Genomic DNA, 16894 nt, shown 5'->3' on the forward strand with positions numbered 1-16894 from the left:
CATAGCGCTTGGCTGCCTGCGGCCCCCGCCTTCGCGGAGGCGACGACTTGTTCAATGCACGTTGCTTAGTGCACGAAGCGCGCCACCACATCGCGATAGCTGCGGCTGACCTTCACCTGCGCGCCCGAGCCGAGCACGAGGAAGCATTCGCCGTTGGTGTGCGGCTTGACCTGCTTGACCTGCGACAAGTTGACGATCGTCGAGCGGTGGACGCGCTGGAAGTTGCGCGGGTCGAGCCGCTTTTCCAGATCCTTCATCGTCTCGCGCAGGATCAGGCTGTTGTCGGCGGTGTAGATGCACATATAGTCGCCCGCGGCGTCGATGCGTTCGATGCTGTCGACATCGACGCGGAAAATCTGGCCGCGATCCTTGATGTTGATCATCTTTTCATAGCGGTCGGCGGCGTGCGCGTCGGGCTGGACCTCCGCATCATAATCGTCGGCCGCTTCGGGCGCGACCTCGGCAAGCACGGTCTTGAGGCGTTCGACCTCCGCCGCGCCGCGCTTTTCGGCCAGCCGCTGGCGCACGCGGTCGAGCGCGTCGGCAAGCCGTTCGGGTTCGACCGGCTTGACCAGATAATCGACCGCCTGCGCCTCGAAGGCGCGGATCGCATGGTCCGAATAAGCGGTGACAAAGACGACGAGCGGCGGCTCGACCTCCATCAGCCCCTGGATCACCGAAAAGCCGTCGAACCCCGGCATCTGGATGTCGAGGAAGACGAGGTCGGGCTTGTGGGTCTTGATCTTTCTTATGGCCTCGCGGCCGTTCTGGGCGGTGTCGACGATTTCGACATCTCCGTGCGCTTCGAGCCGCAGTTGCAGGCCCTGGGTCGCCAATTTTTCATCATCCACCAGGATGGTTCTGATCGTCATGTGCGTTCGGTTCCAATCGTCACTTGTCCGTCGGGCTGGAACGGAATCTCGATAATCACCGTGAAGCCGCCATCGGCGCCCGACTGCACCTCGAACCGTTGCTGGTCGCCATAAGCCTGCGCCAGCCGGTCCCTGATATTGGCTAAACCCACACCGGTCGATTCCGTTGCAGCGCCCGTCGTGGGATCGACCGCCCCCTCTGACAATCCCGACCCCGTGTCGGACACGGTGATCCGGACGTTTTGACCGGCAAGCTGAGCCGAGAGCGTGATATCGGCGCCTTCCTCCTGCGGGGTGACGGCATATTTGATCGCATTTTCGATCAGCGGCTGGAGCAGCAGCGACGGCAGCCGCGCGCGCTGCGCGGCGGGATCGATGTTGAAATGCGGGCGCAGCCGGTCCTCGAAGCGCATCTTCTCGATATCGAGATAGAGCTTCAGCGTCTCGACCTCCTGCGCCAGCGTCACCTGCGCGGTCGGCTCATTGGCCAGCGTGTAGCGCAGGAAGGCCGACAGGCGCGACAGCATCGCGTTCGCGGGTTCGGACTGTTTGAGCAGCACCAGCGTCGAGATGCTGTTCAGCGTGTTGAACAGGAAATGCGGATTGAGCTGATAGCGCAGCATCGCGAGCTGCGCCGAGGCGGCCTGCGCCTCGAGCCGCAGCATCCGGTCGTTCTGCTCCTCGAGCTGGAGGAAATAGTTGATCGCGAAATAGAGCGCCGACCAGGCGCCGAGCGAGGTCGCGTCGATATAGATGGCGCCGAGCAGCAGGCTGGTGAAGCCCGCCTCGCTCGCCGGATTCTGGATCTGCGAAACCCAGGCGTCGATGAACGCCCAGAGCATCGTCGCCAGCCCCGCGAGGCCGAAGCTGACGCCCCACATCAGGATCGGACGCCGGCTGATCAGCGCGCGATAGCAGACCGACAGGATCAGCGTCAGCGAAAAGCCGGTGATCGCCGAGATCACCTGCGGGATGAGAAAGGTGAAGGATTGACCGTTGGCGAGCCCCGACACCCCGCGCAGGCCGAGCCACGCGGCCCAGCCGAGGAACTGGAGGTTCCAGAACGCCCGCACCTTGTTGCCGAAAAAGGGGCCGGGCGAGGAAAAGCCGAACAGCGGCATCGACGCCGGCTGCGATGCTGGCTGGCTCGCCATGGTCAGCCTCCGGGAGGTAAAATGCGAAGCGTGCGCGCGGCGCCGGGTGTCATTCGGCCGCGACCGGAGCCATCCGTACGCGCGCCTGTCCGAGCGGCTGCAGCTCCGAGCGATGCTTCCACACCAGCTCGCCATAGCCGAGCGGCCGGCCGTCGTGCGCGGTGATCGTCACCGGGCCGATCGGCTGCTCGTCGCTCGTATCGACGAGCACCGGGGTCGAGGCCACGCCGGCGCCCCATTTTTCGCCCCACTGGCGCAGCGCGATCATCGCGGGCAGCAGTTCGACGCCCTTCTGCGTAAGCTGATACAGCACCTTGCGGCGATCCTCGGCCATCACCTCGCGCTCCATGATGCCATGGTCGACGAGTTTCGACAGCCGGTTCGACAATATGTTGCGCGCGATGCTGAGTTCTTGCTGGAACTCCTCGAAATGATGGACGCCGTTGAAGGCGGCGCGAAGGATCATGAACGACCAGCGCTCGCCCATCGCCTCGAGCGCGAGCGGCAGCGCGCAATTATTGCCGTATATGTCGTTCAACGGTTCGCGTAATTTTCCCATGAGCCTAGCCCTAACGTAAAATCGCCCCCCGCACAAAAAATATATGGCGTCCGTTGCAATTTGCAACTCATGTCTTACATCGCATCGTGCAGCGCTTTGCGCTGCCCAGGAAAACAGGAGGACTCCCCATGTCGAAGCTTTCAATAGCGGCGTTTGCGCTGCCCTTTCTCGCTGCCGCTTTTGCGCCGGTTGCCGCCGGCGCGGCGGGCAGCGCCTATTATCGCGCCGAACTCGCCAATCCGGCGCCGAAGGCCAAATTCGTCGCGCGCGATGTCGTATGGGCCTGCGAGGGCGTCCATTGCGTCGCCGGCCGCGGGACGAGCCGCCCGCTGATCATGTGCGCGAGCCTCGCCCGCGCAGCCGGCGAAGTGAAGAGCTTCACGGTCGACGGCGCGGCGATCACGCCCGAAGACCTCGCGCGCTGCAACGGCAAATAACCGTCCGGGCGGGCGCTTCTCCCCTCTATCCCGCCCGGACCATCGAAGGCCGCCCGCTCCGCCCGGAGCCGGCGGCCTTTTCAATGCGTGCGCCGTTGCAGGCGATCACGAACGATGCTTCCAACAGGCTTTGTCAAAATTGCCGGGGTTCGCGAACACGCGACAGCAAATTTCGCATTGCAATTAAGTTCGCATGAACGACATTGATAGCGATGCTGAGGCAATATGAACTTGTCGAGCGCGTGCGCGCCTATGATCCCGACGTCGACGAGGGGCTGCTCAATCGCGCCTATGTCTTCACCGTGCAGAAGCACGGCAGCCAGAAACGCGCCTCGGGCGACCCCTATTTCAGCCATCCGGTCGAGGTTGCGGGCATTTTGACCGATCTTCACCTCGACAGCGAGACGATCGTCACCGCGCTGCTCCACGACACGCTCGAGGACACGCTGACCACGCCCGAGGAGATCGAGCGGCTGTTCGGCAGCGACGTGGGCCGCCTCGTCGACGGCGTCACCAAATTGAGCAAGATCGAGGCGCAGACCGAAAATGAACGCGCGGCCGAGAATCTGCGCAAGTTCCTGCTCGCCATGTCCGACGACATCCGCGTGCTGCTGGTCAAGCTCGCCGACCGGCTGCACAATATGCGCACGCTCCATTTCATCAAGAATCCCGACAAGCGCCGCCGCATCGCCAAGGAGACGATGGACATCTATGCCCCGCTCGCCGAGCGGATCGGCATGTATGAATATATGCGCGAGATGCAGCTCCTCGCCTTTCGCGAGCTCGAGCCCGAGGCCTATGCGACGATCACCGGCCGCCTCGCCAAGCTGACCGCGGGGGGCAAGGATCAGGTCGCCGCGATCAGCCGCGATTTCAAGGAACTGCTCGCGAAGAACGGGATCGAGGCCGAGGTGTCGGGACGCGAGAAGCATCCCTATTCGATCTGGCGCAAGATGCAGGAGCGCCACGTCAGCTTCGAGCAGGTGACCGACATCATCGCCTTTCGCATCGTCACCCCGACGACCGCCGACTGCTATGCCGCGCTGGGGCTGATCCACGGCAAGTGGAAGATGGTGCCGGGGCGCTTCAAGGATTATATCTCGACCCCCAAGCGCAACGGCTACAAGTCGCTGCACACGACGATCATGCACCAGCAGAATATGCGGATCGAGATCCAGATCCGCAGCCTTGGGATGCATCAGCAGTCGGAGTTCGGGCTGGCGGCGCACTGGGCCTATAAGCAGGGCGGCGCGGCGCCCGACGGGCAGGCGGGGTGGATTCGCGACCTGCTCGAAATCCTCGAACAGACCCACGATCCCGACGAGTTCCTCGAGAATACGCGCATCGCGATGTATCAGGACCGCATCTTCGCCTTCACCCCGAAGGGCAGCCTGCATCAGCTCCCCAAGGGCGCGACGCCGGTCGATTTCGCCTATGCCGTCCACACCGGGCTGGGCGACCGCACCGTCGGGGCCAAGGTCAACGGCCGGCTGGTGCCGCTGCGCACCCAGCTCGCGAACGGCGACACGGTCGAGATTCTTTCATCGGACAAGCAGACACCGCAGCCCGCGTGGCTGGGCTTCGCGGTCACCGGCAAGGCGCGCGCCGCGATCCGCCGTCACGTCCGCTCGAAGGAGAAGGTCGAGCTCGCCGCGCTCGGGCGCAAGATGTACGACGAAATCGCCCGCCGCCTGCCCAACAAGGTCGGCGACAAGGCGCGCGCCGCCGCACTGACCCGCCTGAAGCTGGAGGACGACAGCGCGCTCTACGTCGCGATCGCCAAGCAGCGCGTGTCGGACAATGCGCTGCTCGAGGCGCTGGTCCCCGGCATCACCGCCGACATGAAGAGCAAGCCCGGCAAGCTCGTCCAGGGCGCCGCGGTGTCGATCGCGGGGCTGACGCCAGGGGTCGCCTATCAGCTTGCCGACTGCTGCCACCCGGTGCCCGGCGACCGCATCGTCGGCCTGTCGCGTCCCGGCGAGGGGATCGAGGTGCATGTCATCGACTGCCCGAGCCTGGCCGACGGGGTCGATGCCGACTGGATCGACCTCCGCTGGCAGGAGGCCAGCGAGGGCGGCAATGCGCGCCTTTGCGTCGTCATCCTCAACGAGCCCGGAACGCTCGCCGAAATGTCGGGCATTCTCGCCGCCAATTCGGCGAACATCACCAATTTGCGGCTGTCAAACCGCGAGGGCGATTTCCACACCTATGACGTCGTCGTCGAGGTGCGCGACGTCCAGCATGTGATGCGCATTCTGTCGGCGCTGCGCGCGTCGGACAGCGTGGTGCAGGCGGAGCGGTTGTAGGCGGTCAGTTCAGGCAGCTTTGGGGTGGTGGGCGGCCCCTCCCCACCTTCGTCATTCCCGCGAAAGCGGGAACCCAGTGTGGGGTCAGCCGACGCACGCTCTGGGTCCCCGCTTTCGCGGGGATGACAAAGTTAGGAAAGGCCGGGCGACCGCAATCGGTCGTTTCCCGTCATTCACCACAATATGTCATCCCCGCGAAAGCGGGGACCCAGTGTGGGGTATGCCGACGCACGCTCTGGGTTCCCGCTTTCGCGGGAATGACAAAGTGAAGGGATGAAGACTGTCGCTTTCCTGCTGCCTGCAAACTCTCGTCATCCCGGACTTGATCCGGGATGACGATGTAAGATAGGCCGACTTCACGCCGTTAGCTGCTTTCGCCTTCAATTCGGATAAGCCAGCGGCGGGCGCCAGGCGCTCTGGTCGACCGCGTCGCTGACCTTGTAGACCAGCCCCTTGCTGTTCAGGAAGAATTTCTCCATCTCGCTGCGCGTGAAGGGGCGCGAGCCGACGCGGCCGAAGATCGCGATCTGGCCGCCGGTCTCGTCGACCGCGCGGTCGCGGTCGAGCCCCTTCGACAGCGCGAGCGCCGGCGACGGGGTCTTCGCCCAGGCGATCAGTTCGGGGGTCGGTTTCGGCGAGAAGCCGTAGAGGCCCGGATTGTCGGGGCTGGTGAGCTGGAGTACCTTGATGCCGTTCCGCCCGTCGGCGACATAGGCGAAGAGCGAGGCGTTGGTCGATCCGACGATCACATCCTCGGCATCGTTCATCGCGCCGTCGAAGGTCAGCCCCGGCCAGACGATCGGCGCCGCGGGGCGCGTCACGTCGACGATGACGAGCCCGTCCTGCTTCGCCGCAACATACATGTAAGTGCGCGCGACATAGATTTTCCGCGCATCGGCAAGCCGCACCGTCCCGCTCGGCACCGGCACCGGCCGGTCCATATGGGTGATGTCGAACAGGCTGACGCCCTCGGCATCGGTGACCCAGAGGTAGCGGAACTGCACCGCGCTGGCGCGCGCGTCGGTCAGCGGCAATTGCGCCGTGACCTTCGGCTCCAGCGGGGCCGACAGGTCGACGACGACAAGCCCGGCGTCGGTGGTGATATAGGCATAATTGCCCGCGAGCGTGACGTGCCGCGCCCCGGCAAGGACATTGTCGGGGTTCCAGGTCAACGCCCGCGTCAGCCGGTTGTTGCGGAATTCGCCGTCGGCCATCGTGTCGATGTCGACGAGGATCAGCCCTTCGACGCTGTCGGTGATCACCGCGTAGCGATAGAGCGGGTGCAGCGCCTGCTCGTGATTCTCCGGGAAATTCTTTCGGATATTGTCGTTGCGCGCCATGCTGATCGGCTGGTTGGTGCCGATCGCCATGCAGGTCGCGTTGGTGGTCTTCACGTGCGTGTCGTGGCCGAGCGGCGAGAAGGGCGCGCGGACGATGCGTTCGGAGAAGGCCTTGTTGCCGACCGCGGCGACGTCATAGACGCGGAAACCGCCCTTGCCCTCCGCCACGAACATATATTCGCCGCGCTGCTGGAGGCAGTTCACCCTGCCGCCGGTTCCCTGAACGATGTTGCGAAATTCCTCGAGCGCGTTGCTTTCGCCCGACAATTTCTTGTCGAAGGTCTTGCCGCGCACCCAATTCTTGAGCTCGCGCCCGTTCTGGTTGACGTGCAGGCTCCAATAGTCGGGATAGGCATATTTCTGCAGATAACTGCCGATCACCGCCTGCGGCTCTTCCCATTCGGTGACGCGCGTCGCCTGGAAGCTGTCCTCCTGCCCCGACCAGACGTTGAGGCCGACGAAATTGACGAAATTGGTGCCCATCAGCATGAGCTGCGACATGATCGCATTATTGTCGTCGGCCGCCGACAGATGGCAGTCGGTGCACTGCTTGGTTTCCTGGCGGCGCACCGTGTGCGGGAAATGCGGCGCAAACGCCTGGCTGGAGAAGCCGGCGGCCGAAATCGGCGGCTGCTGCACATAGATGCGCTCGCGGTTGATGTTGGTCGACGACAATATCAGCGCCGAGGAGGATCGGACCGGGGTGATGATGCCGCGCGGATTGCCGTCTTCGTCGGGCTCGCCGGGCTTGGTGAGCATATGCCGGCCGAGCTGGAACATCTCGTCGCGCGCGACCTGCGGATTATAGGTCGCGAAATTGCGCGACTCCTCGCCCTCGAAATGATGCGACGTGGTCTTCCAGTTTGCCTCGATCGGCAGATGGCAGCCGCCGCAGCTCGTCGTCCACGACAGGTGGCAGGTGAAGCAGGTCATGCGGTCGTCGCCGTGCGCGCGATCCTCCTTCGCGACCCCCGGCCCCCAGGCGAAGCTGCCGTCGTCGGCGCCCGACCGCGACATCAGCTTGGCGCGCGCCGCCTTGGCGTTGAAATGCGGCCCCGGCGTCACCGACTGCTTGACGAGGCTGACCTGCCATTCGAGCTTCGGGTCGACGATCGATCGCTGGATCAGCCCGGTGACCTCGCCATCGTCATTATACTGGAATTCGAAGCGGCGCCGGCCGTCCATGTTGCGCAGCAGCGCCAGATTGGTGCCCTGCGGCCGTGCCGCGACGTTCGAGGTGAGCAGGTTCGGATAGGCGTCGGCGGTGCCGTGGCAGTCCTTGCAGCTGATCTCGATCGCGTTCGCGACCTCGCCCTGGATATAGCCGTTGCCGTGCGCGTCCTGCGCGAAGTGGCAGTCGGCGCACTGCATCCCCTTTTCGGCATGGATGTCCATCATATGGACCGACTTGCCGGGGTTGAGGCCGGGGGGCACGAACTTGCCCTCGACCCCCGGCTTGCCGGGATCGGCGCTCGACAGGCAGAGCTCGCGTTCCTTTGCACCCTCATAATGGTCGCAACTCTTGCGCCACTTCTCGGGGTCCTTGGGATCGACGATATGCGCAGTATCGGTGCCATAGGTCGACATATTGCCGTCGGCGTCGAGCAGGTTGCCGCTGCGGTCGCGCTTGAAGATGCCGCGGAAGTTCCAGCCGTGGCCGTGATAGTCGGCGAACTGGGTATTCTGGTTGGTGTCGTTGATGTCGTAAACGTCGCGCAGAAATTCGACGTTCGACCACAGGCCGCGCGGATTCGCGCCCTCGGGATTGCGTTCGAGCGCCTGGTGAACCTCGGCCGCGGTCGGATAATGCTGCTGCTTGTAGGTCTTCTGATACTCCTCGTCGCTCATCCCCGGCGGGCGCGGCGCGGTGTTGTTCGGCCCCGGCCACATCTGCGGCGCGTCGGATTCATAATCCCACATCGTGTAGCCGAGGTAGGAGTTCAGGAAGATGTTCGGCTGGTGCATGTGGCAGGTCATGCACTGAGAGGTCGGGATCGCGCGGGTGAAGGCATGGCCGATCGGATGCCCCGATTCGAGGCGTTCCTTGACCGGTTTCACCTGCGGCCCGGCCGCCGCCGCGGCGGGATCGACGAGCGCGCCATGCTCGCTCGCGGCGGGGGCGCGGCTCGCGTCGGGGGCGTGGCTCGCGGCATCGTCGTGGCCGCCGCCGTGCCCGTCCGCATCGGGCTTCCATTTGCGTTCCGCAATCGTCGGGTCGACCGTCGCGGTCTCGCCGTCGCGACCATATTGCGCATAGATCAGGCTGTGCCGCGGTTCGCGGTCGTTGGCGTAGATGACATGGCACCCGGCGCAGCCCGAATGGCGATAGTCGCCCGGCTGGTCGTTGGTGCCCATGAACCACATATAGGGGTCGTTGAGGCGGGTCTTGTGGAGGTTGAGGATCGCGATCGCGACGCGCAGCCCGGTGCCGGGGCCGCGGTTCGACTGCTTGAGGTCGGGGCGTCCCGGCTCCTCGAGCCGCTGGATGCTGCCGGTCGGGTTGGGCAGGCCGATTTCGGAGAATTGGGTGCCGATGTTGCGCCCGCCGCGCTCGAAGACGCGGAAGACGTCGCTGGGCGGCGTCACGTTCCAGCGCGGCAGCGGATAGACTTTGGCGAGCGCGCCGCGCTTCTTTTCGGAATCGGTCAATATCTTGTCGAAGCCGAAGGCCGGGTCGCACGCCTGCTTATATTGTTCGGCGGTCAGCCGCGACGAGGGCGAGAGCAGGCACGCCGCCTTGCCGTCGCGCGTATAGGCCTCGCCGAAGATCGAATTTTTGAAGGGGACGATGCCGTTGTTATAGGCGCCGCCCGCCCAGAACATCGCCGCGGTCGACATCAGCGAGCGCTCGGCCGCCTCGATCACCTCGAGGTGGCAGGAGCCGCACGCCTCGCGCGCGACGCGATAGTCGCTGGGGTTGACGAAGCGGATGAACTCGGGCGCTTCCTTGTTGAGCAACGTATAGCTTCGCTTGGGGTTCGCCGGGCTGTCGCCCCATGCGCCGGGCAGCGTCGGCTGCGGGTGCGCGACCTTTTTCGCGGCGAGATTATAGGGGCTGTCGTAACCGAGTTCGGGCTTGCCGAACGCGGCGGGGGAGGTCGAATCGCCGCCGTGGCAATCGGTGCAGCCGAGCCGCACCGCAGGCGATTTATGCATCGTCGGCAGGTCGGTGCGGACATGGCAGCTATAGCAGCCCTCCGACTTCGTCTGCATGTCCGCCTCGCTCTGCTCCTTGGGCGCGGGCGGGGTGAAGCGATAGGTCACCTGGACCGGCTTTTCCTCTTCGGAGGCGCGGACGCCCTGCGCGCCGAACGCCGCCATCATCAGCACGAAGGCAAGAAGGGCGAAGAGCTTGCGCGCCATGGTCTAAAAACTCACGATCAGGTTGGCGAGGATCGAGACATAGGCCTTGTCGCGTTCCTGGTTGTCGAACAGATCCTTGAACCCCTTGCCGGGCAGCAGGACGGCGGCGCTGAGGCGCCCGACGATATTCTGCGTCGCCTTCGGCCGCCAGATGCTGGCGATCGAGAGGTCCCAGCCGATGTCCTTGGGGATCGAGCCCTCGACGCGCAGATTCTGGAGCACCTTCGTATTGTCGAACCAGAGGTGGTTCGCGTTGACGCTGACGCGCATCTGCGGCGACAGGTCGAAATCGCCGCCCGCCCCGACGAAGACGGTGCCGGGGTTGTTGAAGTTCGACTGCCCCTCCTCCTTCGACGAGCGTAGCGAGTTCAATATGCCGTTGCGGCCGTTGATCGATATGACGCGTCCGCCGCCCGCGAAGGGGATCGTCTGCCTGATCCAGTAGCTGGTGTCGGCGCCGCCGAAGATCGGGTTCTCGAAGATCGCATCGAAGCCGCCCTCGGTGTTGTTATAGGGATTGCGGTCGCCGCTGGCGTAAAGCCCCGACAGGCGGAAGCGCATCCAGTCGTGGTCGTAGCTGAGTTCGGCGGCGGCAAAACCCGCGCGGATCTTCGCCGGCTTGTCGGTGAAGAAGCTGTTCCGGTCCTCGCCCAGCGCGGCGTAGAAGCTGGCGGTGACGTTGATCCGCCCGATCCGCCCGTCGGCGCTGTAGCCGAGATAGGTCACGTCATATTCGCGCCCGCGCAGCGTCCCCAGCAAGGCCGGCCGCACCGGAAAGCCGTTGTGGTCGATCTGCACGTCGTTCTTTTCGCGGTTCATATTATAGGTCACGCTGACCTGGCTGGTCAGCCCGATGAACGGAAAATCCTGGCGATAGAGGTTGGCGGTGAAGATGAAATCGTCGCGCGGCGTCTGGGTGATGTCGTTGAGGCCGCTGTTGGTGTCCTTTTCCAGCCGCCAGAAGGCCGCGAGATTATATTGGAAGCGGTTGTTGTCGCGGTTGCCGAACAGGCGGACGCCGAGCTGGCTGTCGTTGAACAGGAAGCCGCGGAAGTCGCTCTGAAACGGCTGGATGCCGATGCGGATCGAGTGGAAGTCGTAACGGTCGCTGTCGTTGCCGAGATGCTTGTCGACGAAGGCTTCCTGCACGCCGATGAAATGGTCGAAGCGATGGCTCTTCTTCGATGGGCGCACGTCGAGGACGCGCCGTTCGGGCACGTCGACATAATTGGCGTTATAGGCAAGCGTCAGGCGATATTCGACGTCGGGCGGCTTGAAGGCGGTGTTGCCCTTGATCAGCGCCACCCCGCCGATGAAAGTCTGCGACAGCACGAAGCTGCGGTTCTTGCCGAAGACGTCGATGCTGCCCGGCCGCGACGTCGTCTGGACGCCGACGGGAATCGGGAAGGTGCGCGGCTCGAACACCGTGTCCGAAATCGCGTTGAGGACGAAGAACCAGTCGTCACCGTTGATCGGCAGCCATTTGACCTTGCTGCGGTCGATCGGCCGGTCGCCCTTCAGCGTGTTCTGGTGATAGGGATCGAACCAGCGTTCCTTGACCACCCCCAGGCTTTCGATCAGCCGCCAGCGGTCGGGTATCGGAAGCTGATCCTCAATCCCCGGAAAGGCCTGCGGCGGCGGTGGACGCAGCGCGCCGACATTGTCCTGGGTGAGCTGGTCGGGAAGGTCGGGGGTATAGCCGGGGCGGCGGCGACCCTCAATGATCTGGGTGACGAGATCGTCGTTGACCATCAATTGCCAGTCGACCGGCGGCGGGGGCGGGGTCAGTTCCTCGGCCGGCGGCTGGTCGGCAGGCGACGTCGCGGCGCCTTGGTCGGTCGCAGGCGGATCGGCGGCGGGCGGTGCCGGCGGCGCCTCGGCCGCGGGCGCGCCTTGCGCCGCGAGAGTCGCGATAATCGGCCAAAGGCTGACTTCGATGCTCATTTACAGCCCGTCGCAGACATTTTGCTTCGACGTGTCGAGGAAGGGCGCGAAGGGGCAATTGACATAGCGCAGGCGGACCTTCGTATTGTCCGCCAGCGTCACGACGACCGTGTCGGTCCGGATATCCTTCGGCGCATTGCCGATGGCGCCGGGGCCACTGAAACGCGCGCCGCCGTTGTTCGCGCCGAGGAAGCTGATCATGTCGTCCTGGTCGATGCCGTCGCCCGACACGCCGATCCCGCCGACAAGCTTGTCGCCGCGATAGATGGGCACCGATCCGGGGAAGATCTGGATGCCGTTCTGCAGCCGATTCTGCCCCGGCGCGACGTCGGGCAGGGTCGTGCAGCGCGCCGGCGTGTCGGCGTTCTTGTTCTGCAAGAAGCCGACATGCTGGCCGATATTGCCGATGATCAGCGCCGATTGCAGCCCGGTCGAAAAGGGATTGAACTGCGCGATCGGGCGCGAGAAGGGGCCGTTCGGCCGCCCGACCTCGCCATCGGGGAAATAGGGCCGCGACAGATTGCCGCCCGCGCGGTCGGGGAAGGCGAGCGTGCCGGTCAGCACCGTCTGATCATTGAGGAAACTGCGCACCGCGGTGACGAACTGGCGGATGTCGGCGCTCGCATTGGCGCTGAGTTCCGCCCCCGCCTGCGCGTTCGAGAAGAAAGCGGCCGTACGCGCCTTCTGCAAGGACACATCGGAGCCGAAGATCGGCGCATCGGGGGCGCGGACGATGCCGAGCGGGGCGCCGAAGGTGTCGACGACGCTGATCGTCACCTGCGCGCGGCTGTCGAGCGGCTTGCGGATCTGCGCGCGCGCGCGGCTCATCACCGTGAAGGCTTCCTCGAGCAGCGCGCGCACCTCGGCGGCGGTCAGCGGCGTGCTGTTCGCGGCGCCGTCGGTGCCGGCGCGGATCGGATAGCGGTTCGCGCCGCTGCCGTCGGTGAAGACGAAAGCGTCGCGGTTCGAAAATTCGGCGGTGGTCGAGGCGCGAACGCCCGACGCCTCGCTGCCGTAGGTGGCCCCCGCGACGATCGCGGCATTGGCATAGCCAGGAACCGCGACGAGACTGCCCGCGGCGCCGTTCAGCGATGCAAAGCTCGCGCCGCCGCCCGATTTCAGCCCCGCGGCGGTCGCGTCGGAAAAGCGCAGACTGGTCCCGTCGACGCTGATCTTGTCGGCGGTGATCGCCGCCGGCGCCTCGAATCCGCGCGTACCGGCGAGCGCGATAAATTCCTCTGCATCGTCGTCGACGTCGAGGATATTGGTGTCGAGGCCATAGACCCCGTCGCCCATCACCCCGACCGCGCCGACGAGGACGCCATTCTTGTAGAGCGGCAGCCCGCCGGGATCCGCGGCGAGGCCGAGCGGCGAACGTTTCGGCCCGATCATCGCCGCCGCACCCGCTGCGCCGAAGCGCGACGAGAAGTCGCTGCACGGAAGCTGGCTGAACTGCACCCCGAACAAGGGTCCGCTTTCGAGGCCGACGGTGGTCGGCGCAGGCGGGAAATGCTGCTGGACGATCTGGCTCGCGGTGCGGGTCGAAAAAGCGTTGCCGCCGCTGGACAGGTAAGCGCCGGTGATCGCCTTGGCGATCGCGCCGCCCTCGGCAGGGAAAGTGACGTTCTGCGCGTCCATATTGACGCCGTTCGGCGCCGGTGCGGTCGTCGCGGTCGCACGCGCGCCGGTCATGCGGAACACGGCGAGGACGTTGCCGACGCGGTCGGTCACCGCGATCACCGACGGCAGGCCGCGCGCCTGCGCTTCCGAGATCGCGTTGGCGAGCACCGTCTGCACCTCGGCGACGCTCAGCGATTCGGCGGCGGGCGGCGTGTAGAGCCCGCCGGTCGGGGTGGGCGTCGGAGCTGGGGTCGGCGTGGGAGTCGGGGTCGGCGTGCTGCCGCCCCCGCCACCGCCGCACGAGGCGAGGAGCAGCGAGCCGATCGCGGCAACGGCCGCCGAGCGGAAAAGATGGGATTTGCTTTGCATATCGCTTTACCGCAGCGCCCGGATCGCGCTGACCGCGCTGCCGAACGAGGTCTGGAAATCGGTGGGCTTATAGGCGTTGGGGTCCTTGACCGACGTATAGGCGCGGTCGATGTCGGCGCGGATTCCGGCCGCGGCGCCGACGGTGACCCGGCCCGACGAAACCATCGCGTTGAGCAGGGTGTCGATCCCCATCACCGCCTGCTGCGACCCCGCATAATCGGTGAAGCGGTCGCTGGTCGCCTTTGCCGCGATCGCATCGACCAGCGTGAAGGCGTCGGCGCCCGAAAAGCCGCGCGACGCGAAGGCGCTCTTGAGCGCCGACACCGTCTGCCCGAGCTGGGCGGCGGCGGCCACCGCGCTGGCGCGGTCGACGGTCATCGCCTTGTGGAACGCCGCGGTGCGCGCCGACAGCTGTTCGGCAAGCGCGGGCGCGGCGACGCGCGCGGCGGCGGCCAGCATGATCAGATTCTCGTCATTATAGGGCGGCATCCCTTCGGGGATGGCCCCGCGCCCCGGATTGTCGACGCTCGTCTTCACCGGCTTCGCCTGGTCGTAGATGCGGCGGTGGCAACTGTGACAGTCGAGGAAATAAAATTCGGGGAACATCCCCTCGGTCCCGCGCCGCGACTGAAAGAGCGACAGGCTGCGTTCGAGCGCGGTCGCCTGGCCCACCGCCCACATCTGGACATGGTCGGTGCGCGCCCCGCTCGCGCCGAATTTCCGCCAGCCATAATCGCTATCTTCGTGGTGATGCGCCTGGAGCGAAGAGAAGAGATCGAGCTCGAACGAGATGCGCGGGTGCCCCGCCGCCATGATGCGGTGCGTCACGAACTGCCCCTCGCCCGCCGCGCCGAAGTGGCAATCGACGCAGACGCCCGCGCGCACCACCGGGTCCTCGAGCTTGCGAAGCCCCGCGCGCAGGTTGGCGAGATGCTTTTCGCGCATTTCGCGGTCGGGATCGGCGGTGGCGGAAATCCCGGCATAGTGGCTCGCAATCCAGCCGCCCGCCGGGCCGTGGCACGATTCGCAGCCGACGCCGTCCTCGGCGGGCACCGCGCGTGCCGTCCCCGCGGTGCTGTGACAGCCGAGGCACATCGGCGCCCTTGCCGGATCGCCGATGCCGAGGTTGCGCGCGATGAACTGGCTGCGGCTGCCCTGAAGCACCGCCCAGGCGCGGCTATGCGCGCCGCCGGGGGTGGAAGGTTCCTGCCATTTCATCAGCTCGTCCTGGCGGACGACGGTGCCGTCGCCCTCCATCCGGCCGTGGCAGGTCGATCCGGCGCAGGACGCGACCCCGACATAGCGCGCCCCGCCCTCGCCCTGCGAGCGCGCGGGCGGGGCCGAAAGCAGCGCCGCGACGACCAGCGCGAGCAAAAGAAGCGCGAGCGCGCCCATGGCCGCCCATGGTCGCTCGCCGCGCTTCGCTATCGCGTCGGTCGTCATGCCCTGTGTCCCCTTTCCCGCCTGACGCCTTTGCGCCTAGACCGTCATCATACAACCCCGAAAGCGAGCATCGCGTCGGCAACCTTCTTGAAACCCGCGATATTCGCGCCCTTCACATAGTCGATATAACCGTCGCCGCGATCGCCATAGGTCAGGCAGCTCTTGTGGATGCCGTCCATGATGTCCTTGAGCATCTGTTGGAGTTCGCCCTCGCTCCACGCGCGGCGGCCGCTGTTCTGGCTCATTTCGAGGCCCGACACGGCGACGCCGCCGGCATTGGCGGCCTTGCCCGGCGCGAACATGATCTTCGCGTCGCGGAAGTGATGCGCGCCTTCGAGGTTGGTCGGCATGTTGGCGCCCTCGCTCACCGCGATGCAGCCGTTGGCGACGAGCGTCCTGGCATCGTCGCCGAGCAGCTCGTTCTGCGTCGCGCAGGGCAGCGCGACGTCGCACGGGACGCCCCACGGCGTCTTGCCGGCGGTGAAGCTCGCGCCCTTATACTCGGCGCAATAATCCTCGATCCGGCCGCGGCGGTGCGTCTTGTGCGCCTTCACCCAGTCGATCTTGTCCTGGGTGATGCCGTCGGGATCGTGGATGAAGCCGCCCGAATCGGACAGGGTCAGCACCTTGCCGCCAAGCTGGACGATCTTTTCGGCGGCGTGGGTCGCGACATTGCCCGAGCCCGAGATGACCGCGCTCTTGCCGACGAGGTCCTGCCCCTTTGCGCCAAGCATGTTGGCGAGGAAATAGACCGCGCCATAGCCCGTCGCCTCGGTGCGGATCAGCGAGCCGCCCCATTCGAGGCCCTTGCCGGTGAGCACCCCGGTAAATTCGTTGGTGATGCGCTTATACTGACCGAACATATAGCCGATCTCGCGCCCGCCGACGCCGATGTCGCCCGCGGGCACGTCGATGTCGGCGCCGATGTGGCGATAAAGCTCGGTCATGAAGCTCTGGCAAAAGCGCATGATCTCGCGCACGCTCTTGCCCTTGGGGTTGAAGTTCGACCCGCCCTTGCCGCCGCCCATCGGCAGGCCGGTGAGCGCATTCTTGAACGTCTGTTCGAACGCCAGGAATTTGAGGACGCTTTCGGTCACCGACGGGTGAAAGCGGATGCCGCCCTTATAGGGGCCGATGGCATTGTTGTTCTGAACGCGCCAGCCGCGCTGAACGCGGATATTGCCGTTGTCGTCCTCCCAGCAGACGCGGAAGGAGACGACCCGGTCGGGTTCGGCGATGCGCCGCAATATCTGCTGCGCGTGATATTCTTCCTTGTCGGCGATGAAATCGAAAATGTCCTCGGACACTTCCTGAACCGCCTGAACGAACTCGGGTTGCCCCGGGTTGCGCCGCTTCACGCCTTCCATGAACGTCGAAAAGTCGACATGATCCGAAACTGCCATGCACCCCTCCCCCTATTGCCTGGGAAAATCGGCGCGACCCCACTGACGATTTTATCGTTGACCGACCTCGCGGGTGAAAGGCTA

The 16894-nt window shown here is 65.3% G+C and carries 10 protein-coding genes; 2 read left to right on the plus strand and 8 right to left on the minus strand.

What is annotated here, in order from left to right; genetic code table 11:
- Positions 1 to 65 precede the first annotated feature (65 nt).
- The 3 genes from OJI97_RS04340 to OJI97_RS04350 all read right to left on the minus strand — a co-directional run bounded on the left by OJI97_RS04340 (position 66) and on the right by OJI97_RS04350 (position 2585).
- A complete protein-coding gene (locus tag OJI97_RS04340; protein ID WP_297661477.1) occupies positions 66 to 872 on the minus strand; it encodes a LytTR family DNA-binding domain-containing protein in 807 nt (268 codons plus the stop codon).
- Entirely contained in the window at positions 869 to 1993 is a 1125-nt protein-coding gene (locus OJI97_RS04345; RefSeq protein ID WP_297661546.1) for a sensor histidine kinase, read from the minus strand. The genes OJI97_RS04340 and OJI97_RS04345 overlap by 4 nt, the downstream gene beginning before the upstream one ends.
- An 82-nt stretch (positions 1994 to 2075) precedes the next feature.
- Complete coding sequence (locus OJI97_RS04350) at positions 2076 to 2585, minus strand: helix-turn-helix domain-containing protein (RefSeq protein ID WP_297661479.1); 510 nt, start codon at positions 2583 to 2585, stop codon at positions 2076 to 2078.
- A gap of 128 nt (positions 2586 to 2713) precedes the next feature.
- Between OJI97_RS04350 and OJI97_RS04355 the strand changes: the two genes are divergently transcribed.
- On the plus strand, positions 2714 to 3022 hold the full coding sequence (locus OJI97_RS04355) for a hypothetical protein (protein WP_297661481.1): 309 nt from the start codon (positions 2714 to 2716) through the stop codon (positions 3020 to 3022).
- Between the two features lie 212 nt (positions 3023 to 3234).
- Positions 3235 to 5328 (plus strand): bifunctional (p)ppGpp synthetase/guanosine-3',5'-bis(diphosphate) 3'-pyrophosphohydrolase, encoded by a 2094-nt coding sequence (locus OJI97_RS04360; protein WP_297661483.1) that lies wholly within the window; start codon positions 3235 to 3237, stop codon positions 5326 to 5328.
- A gap of 380 nt (positions 5329 to 5708) precedes the next feature.
- Here OJI97_RS04360 and OJI97_RS04365 read toward each other — a convergent pair whose 3' ends face one another.
- Genes OJI97_RS04365 through gdhA form a run of 5 tightly spaced genes read right to left on the minus strand, consistent with a single transcriptional unit; the run spans position 5709 to position 16810 of the window.
- Positions 5709 to 10031 carry a hypothetical protein gene (locus OJI97_RS04365; RefSeq protein WP_297661485.1) on the minus strand — a complete coding sequence of 1441 codons (4323 nt, stop codon included), beginning with the start codon at positions 10029 to 10031 and terminating at the stop codon, positions 5709 to 5711.
- Between the two features lie 3 nt (positions 10032 to 10034).
- Positions 10035 to 11975, minus strand: coding sequence for a hypothetical protein (locus OJI97_RS04370; protein ID WP_297661487.1), 1941 nt, complete (start codon positions 11973 to 11975; stop codon positions 10035 to 10037).
- Positions 11976 to 13964: a heme-binding protein gene (locus OJI97_RS04375; RefSeq protein WP_297661489.1), complete on the minus strand. Its 1989-nt coding sequence runs from the start codon at positions 13962 to 13964 to the stop codon at positions 11976 to 11978. It lies immediately after the preceding gene.
- Positions 13965 to 13970: 6 nt separating this feature from the next.
- Entirely contained in the window at positions 13971 to 15407 is a 1437-nt protein-coding gene (locus OJI97_RS04380; protein WP_297661491.1) for a multiheme c-type cytochrome, read from the minus strand.
- A gap of 47 nt (positions 15408 to 15454) precedes the next feature.
- On the minus strand, positions 15455 to 16810 hold the full coding sequence (gdhA, locus tag OJI97_RS04385; RefSeq protein WP_297661492.1) for an NADP-specific glutamate dehydrogenase: 1356 nt from the start codon (positions 16808 to 16810) through the stop codon (positions 15455 to 15457).
- Positions 16811 to 16894: the final 84 nt, after the last annotated feature.

The sequence above is a fragment of the Sphingopyxis sp. genome (assembly GCF_025869345.1).
In the GTDB taxonomy this organism is placed as follows: Bacteria; Pseudomonadota; Alphaproteobacteria; order Sphingomonadales; family Sphingomonadaceae; genus Sphingopyxis.

Bases quoted from the DNA above. Each gene is read 5' to 3' on its own strand.
- OJI97_RS04340 (WP_297661477.1), bottom strand. From the start codon at position 872: ATGACGATCAGAACCATCCTGGTGGATGATGAAAAATTGGCGACCCAG.
- OJI97_RS04375 (WP_297661489.1), bottom strand. From the start codon at position 13,964: ATGCAAAGCAAATCCCATCTTTTCCGCTCGGCGGCCGTTGCCGCGATC.
- OJI97_RS04365 (WP_297661485.1), bottom strand. From the start codon at position 10,031: ATGGCGCGCAAGCTCTTCGCCCTTCTTGCCTTCGTGCTGATGATGGCG.
- gdhA (WP_297661492.1), bottom strand. From the start codon at position 16,810: ATGGCAGTTTCGGATCATGTCGACTTTTCGACGTTCATGGAAGGCGTG.
- OJI97_RS04360 (WP_297661483.1), top strand. From the start codon at position 3,235: ATGCTGAGGCAATATGAACTTGTCGAGCGCGTGCGCGCCTATGATCCC.
- OJI97_RS04350 (WP_297661479.1), bottom strand. From the start codon at position 2,585: ATGGGAAAATTACGCGAACCGTTGAACGACATATACGGCAATAATTGC.
- OJI97_RS04370 (WP_297661487.1), bottom strand. From the start codon at position 11,975: ATGAGCATCGAAGTCAGCCTTTGGCCGATTATCGCGACTCTCGCGGCG.
- OJI97_RS04345 (WP_297661546.1), bottom strand. From the start codon at position 1,993: ATGCCGCTGTTCGGCTTTTCCTCGCCCGGCCCCTTTTTCGGCAACAAG.
- OJI97_RS04380 (WP_297661491.1), bottom strand. From the start codon at position 15,407: ATGACGACCGACGCGATAGCGAAGCGCGGCGAGCGACCATGGGCGGCC.
- OJI97_RS04355 (WP_297661481.1), top strand. From the start codon at position 2,714: ATGTCGAAGCTTTCAATAGCGGCGTTTGCGCTGCCCTTTCTCGCTGCC.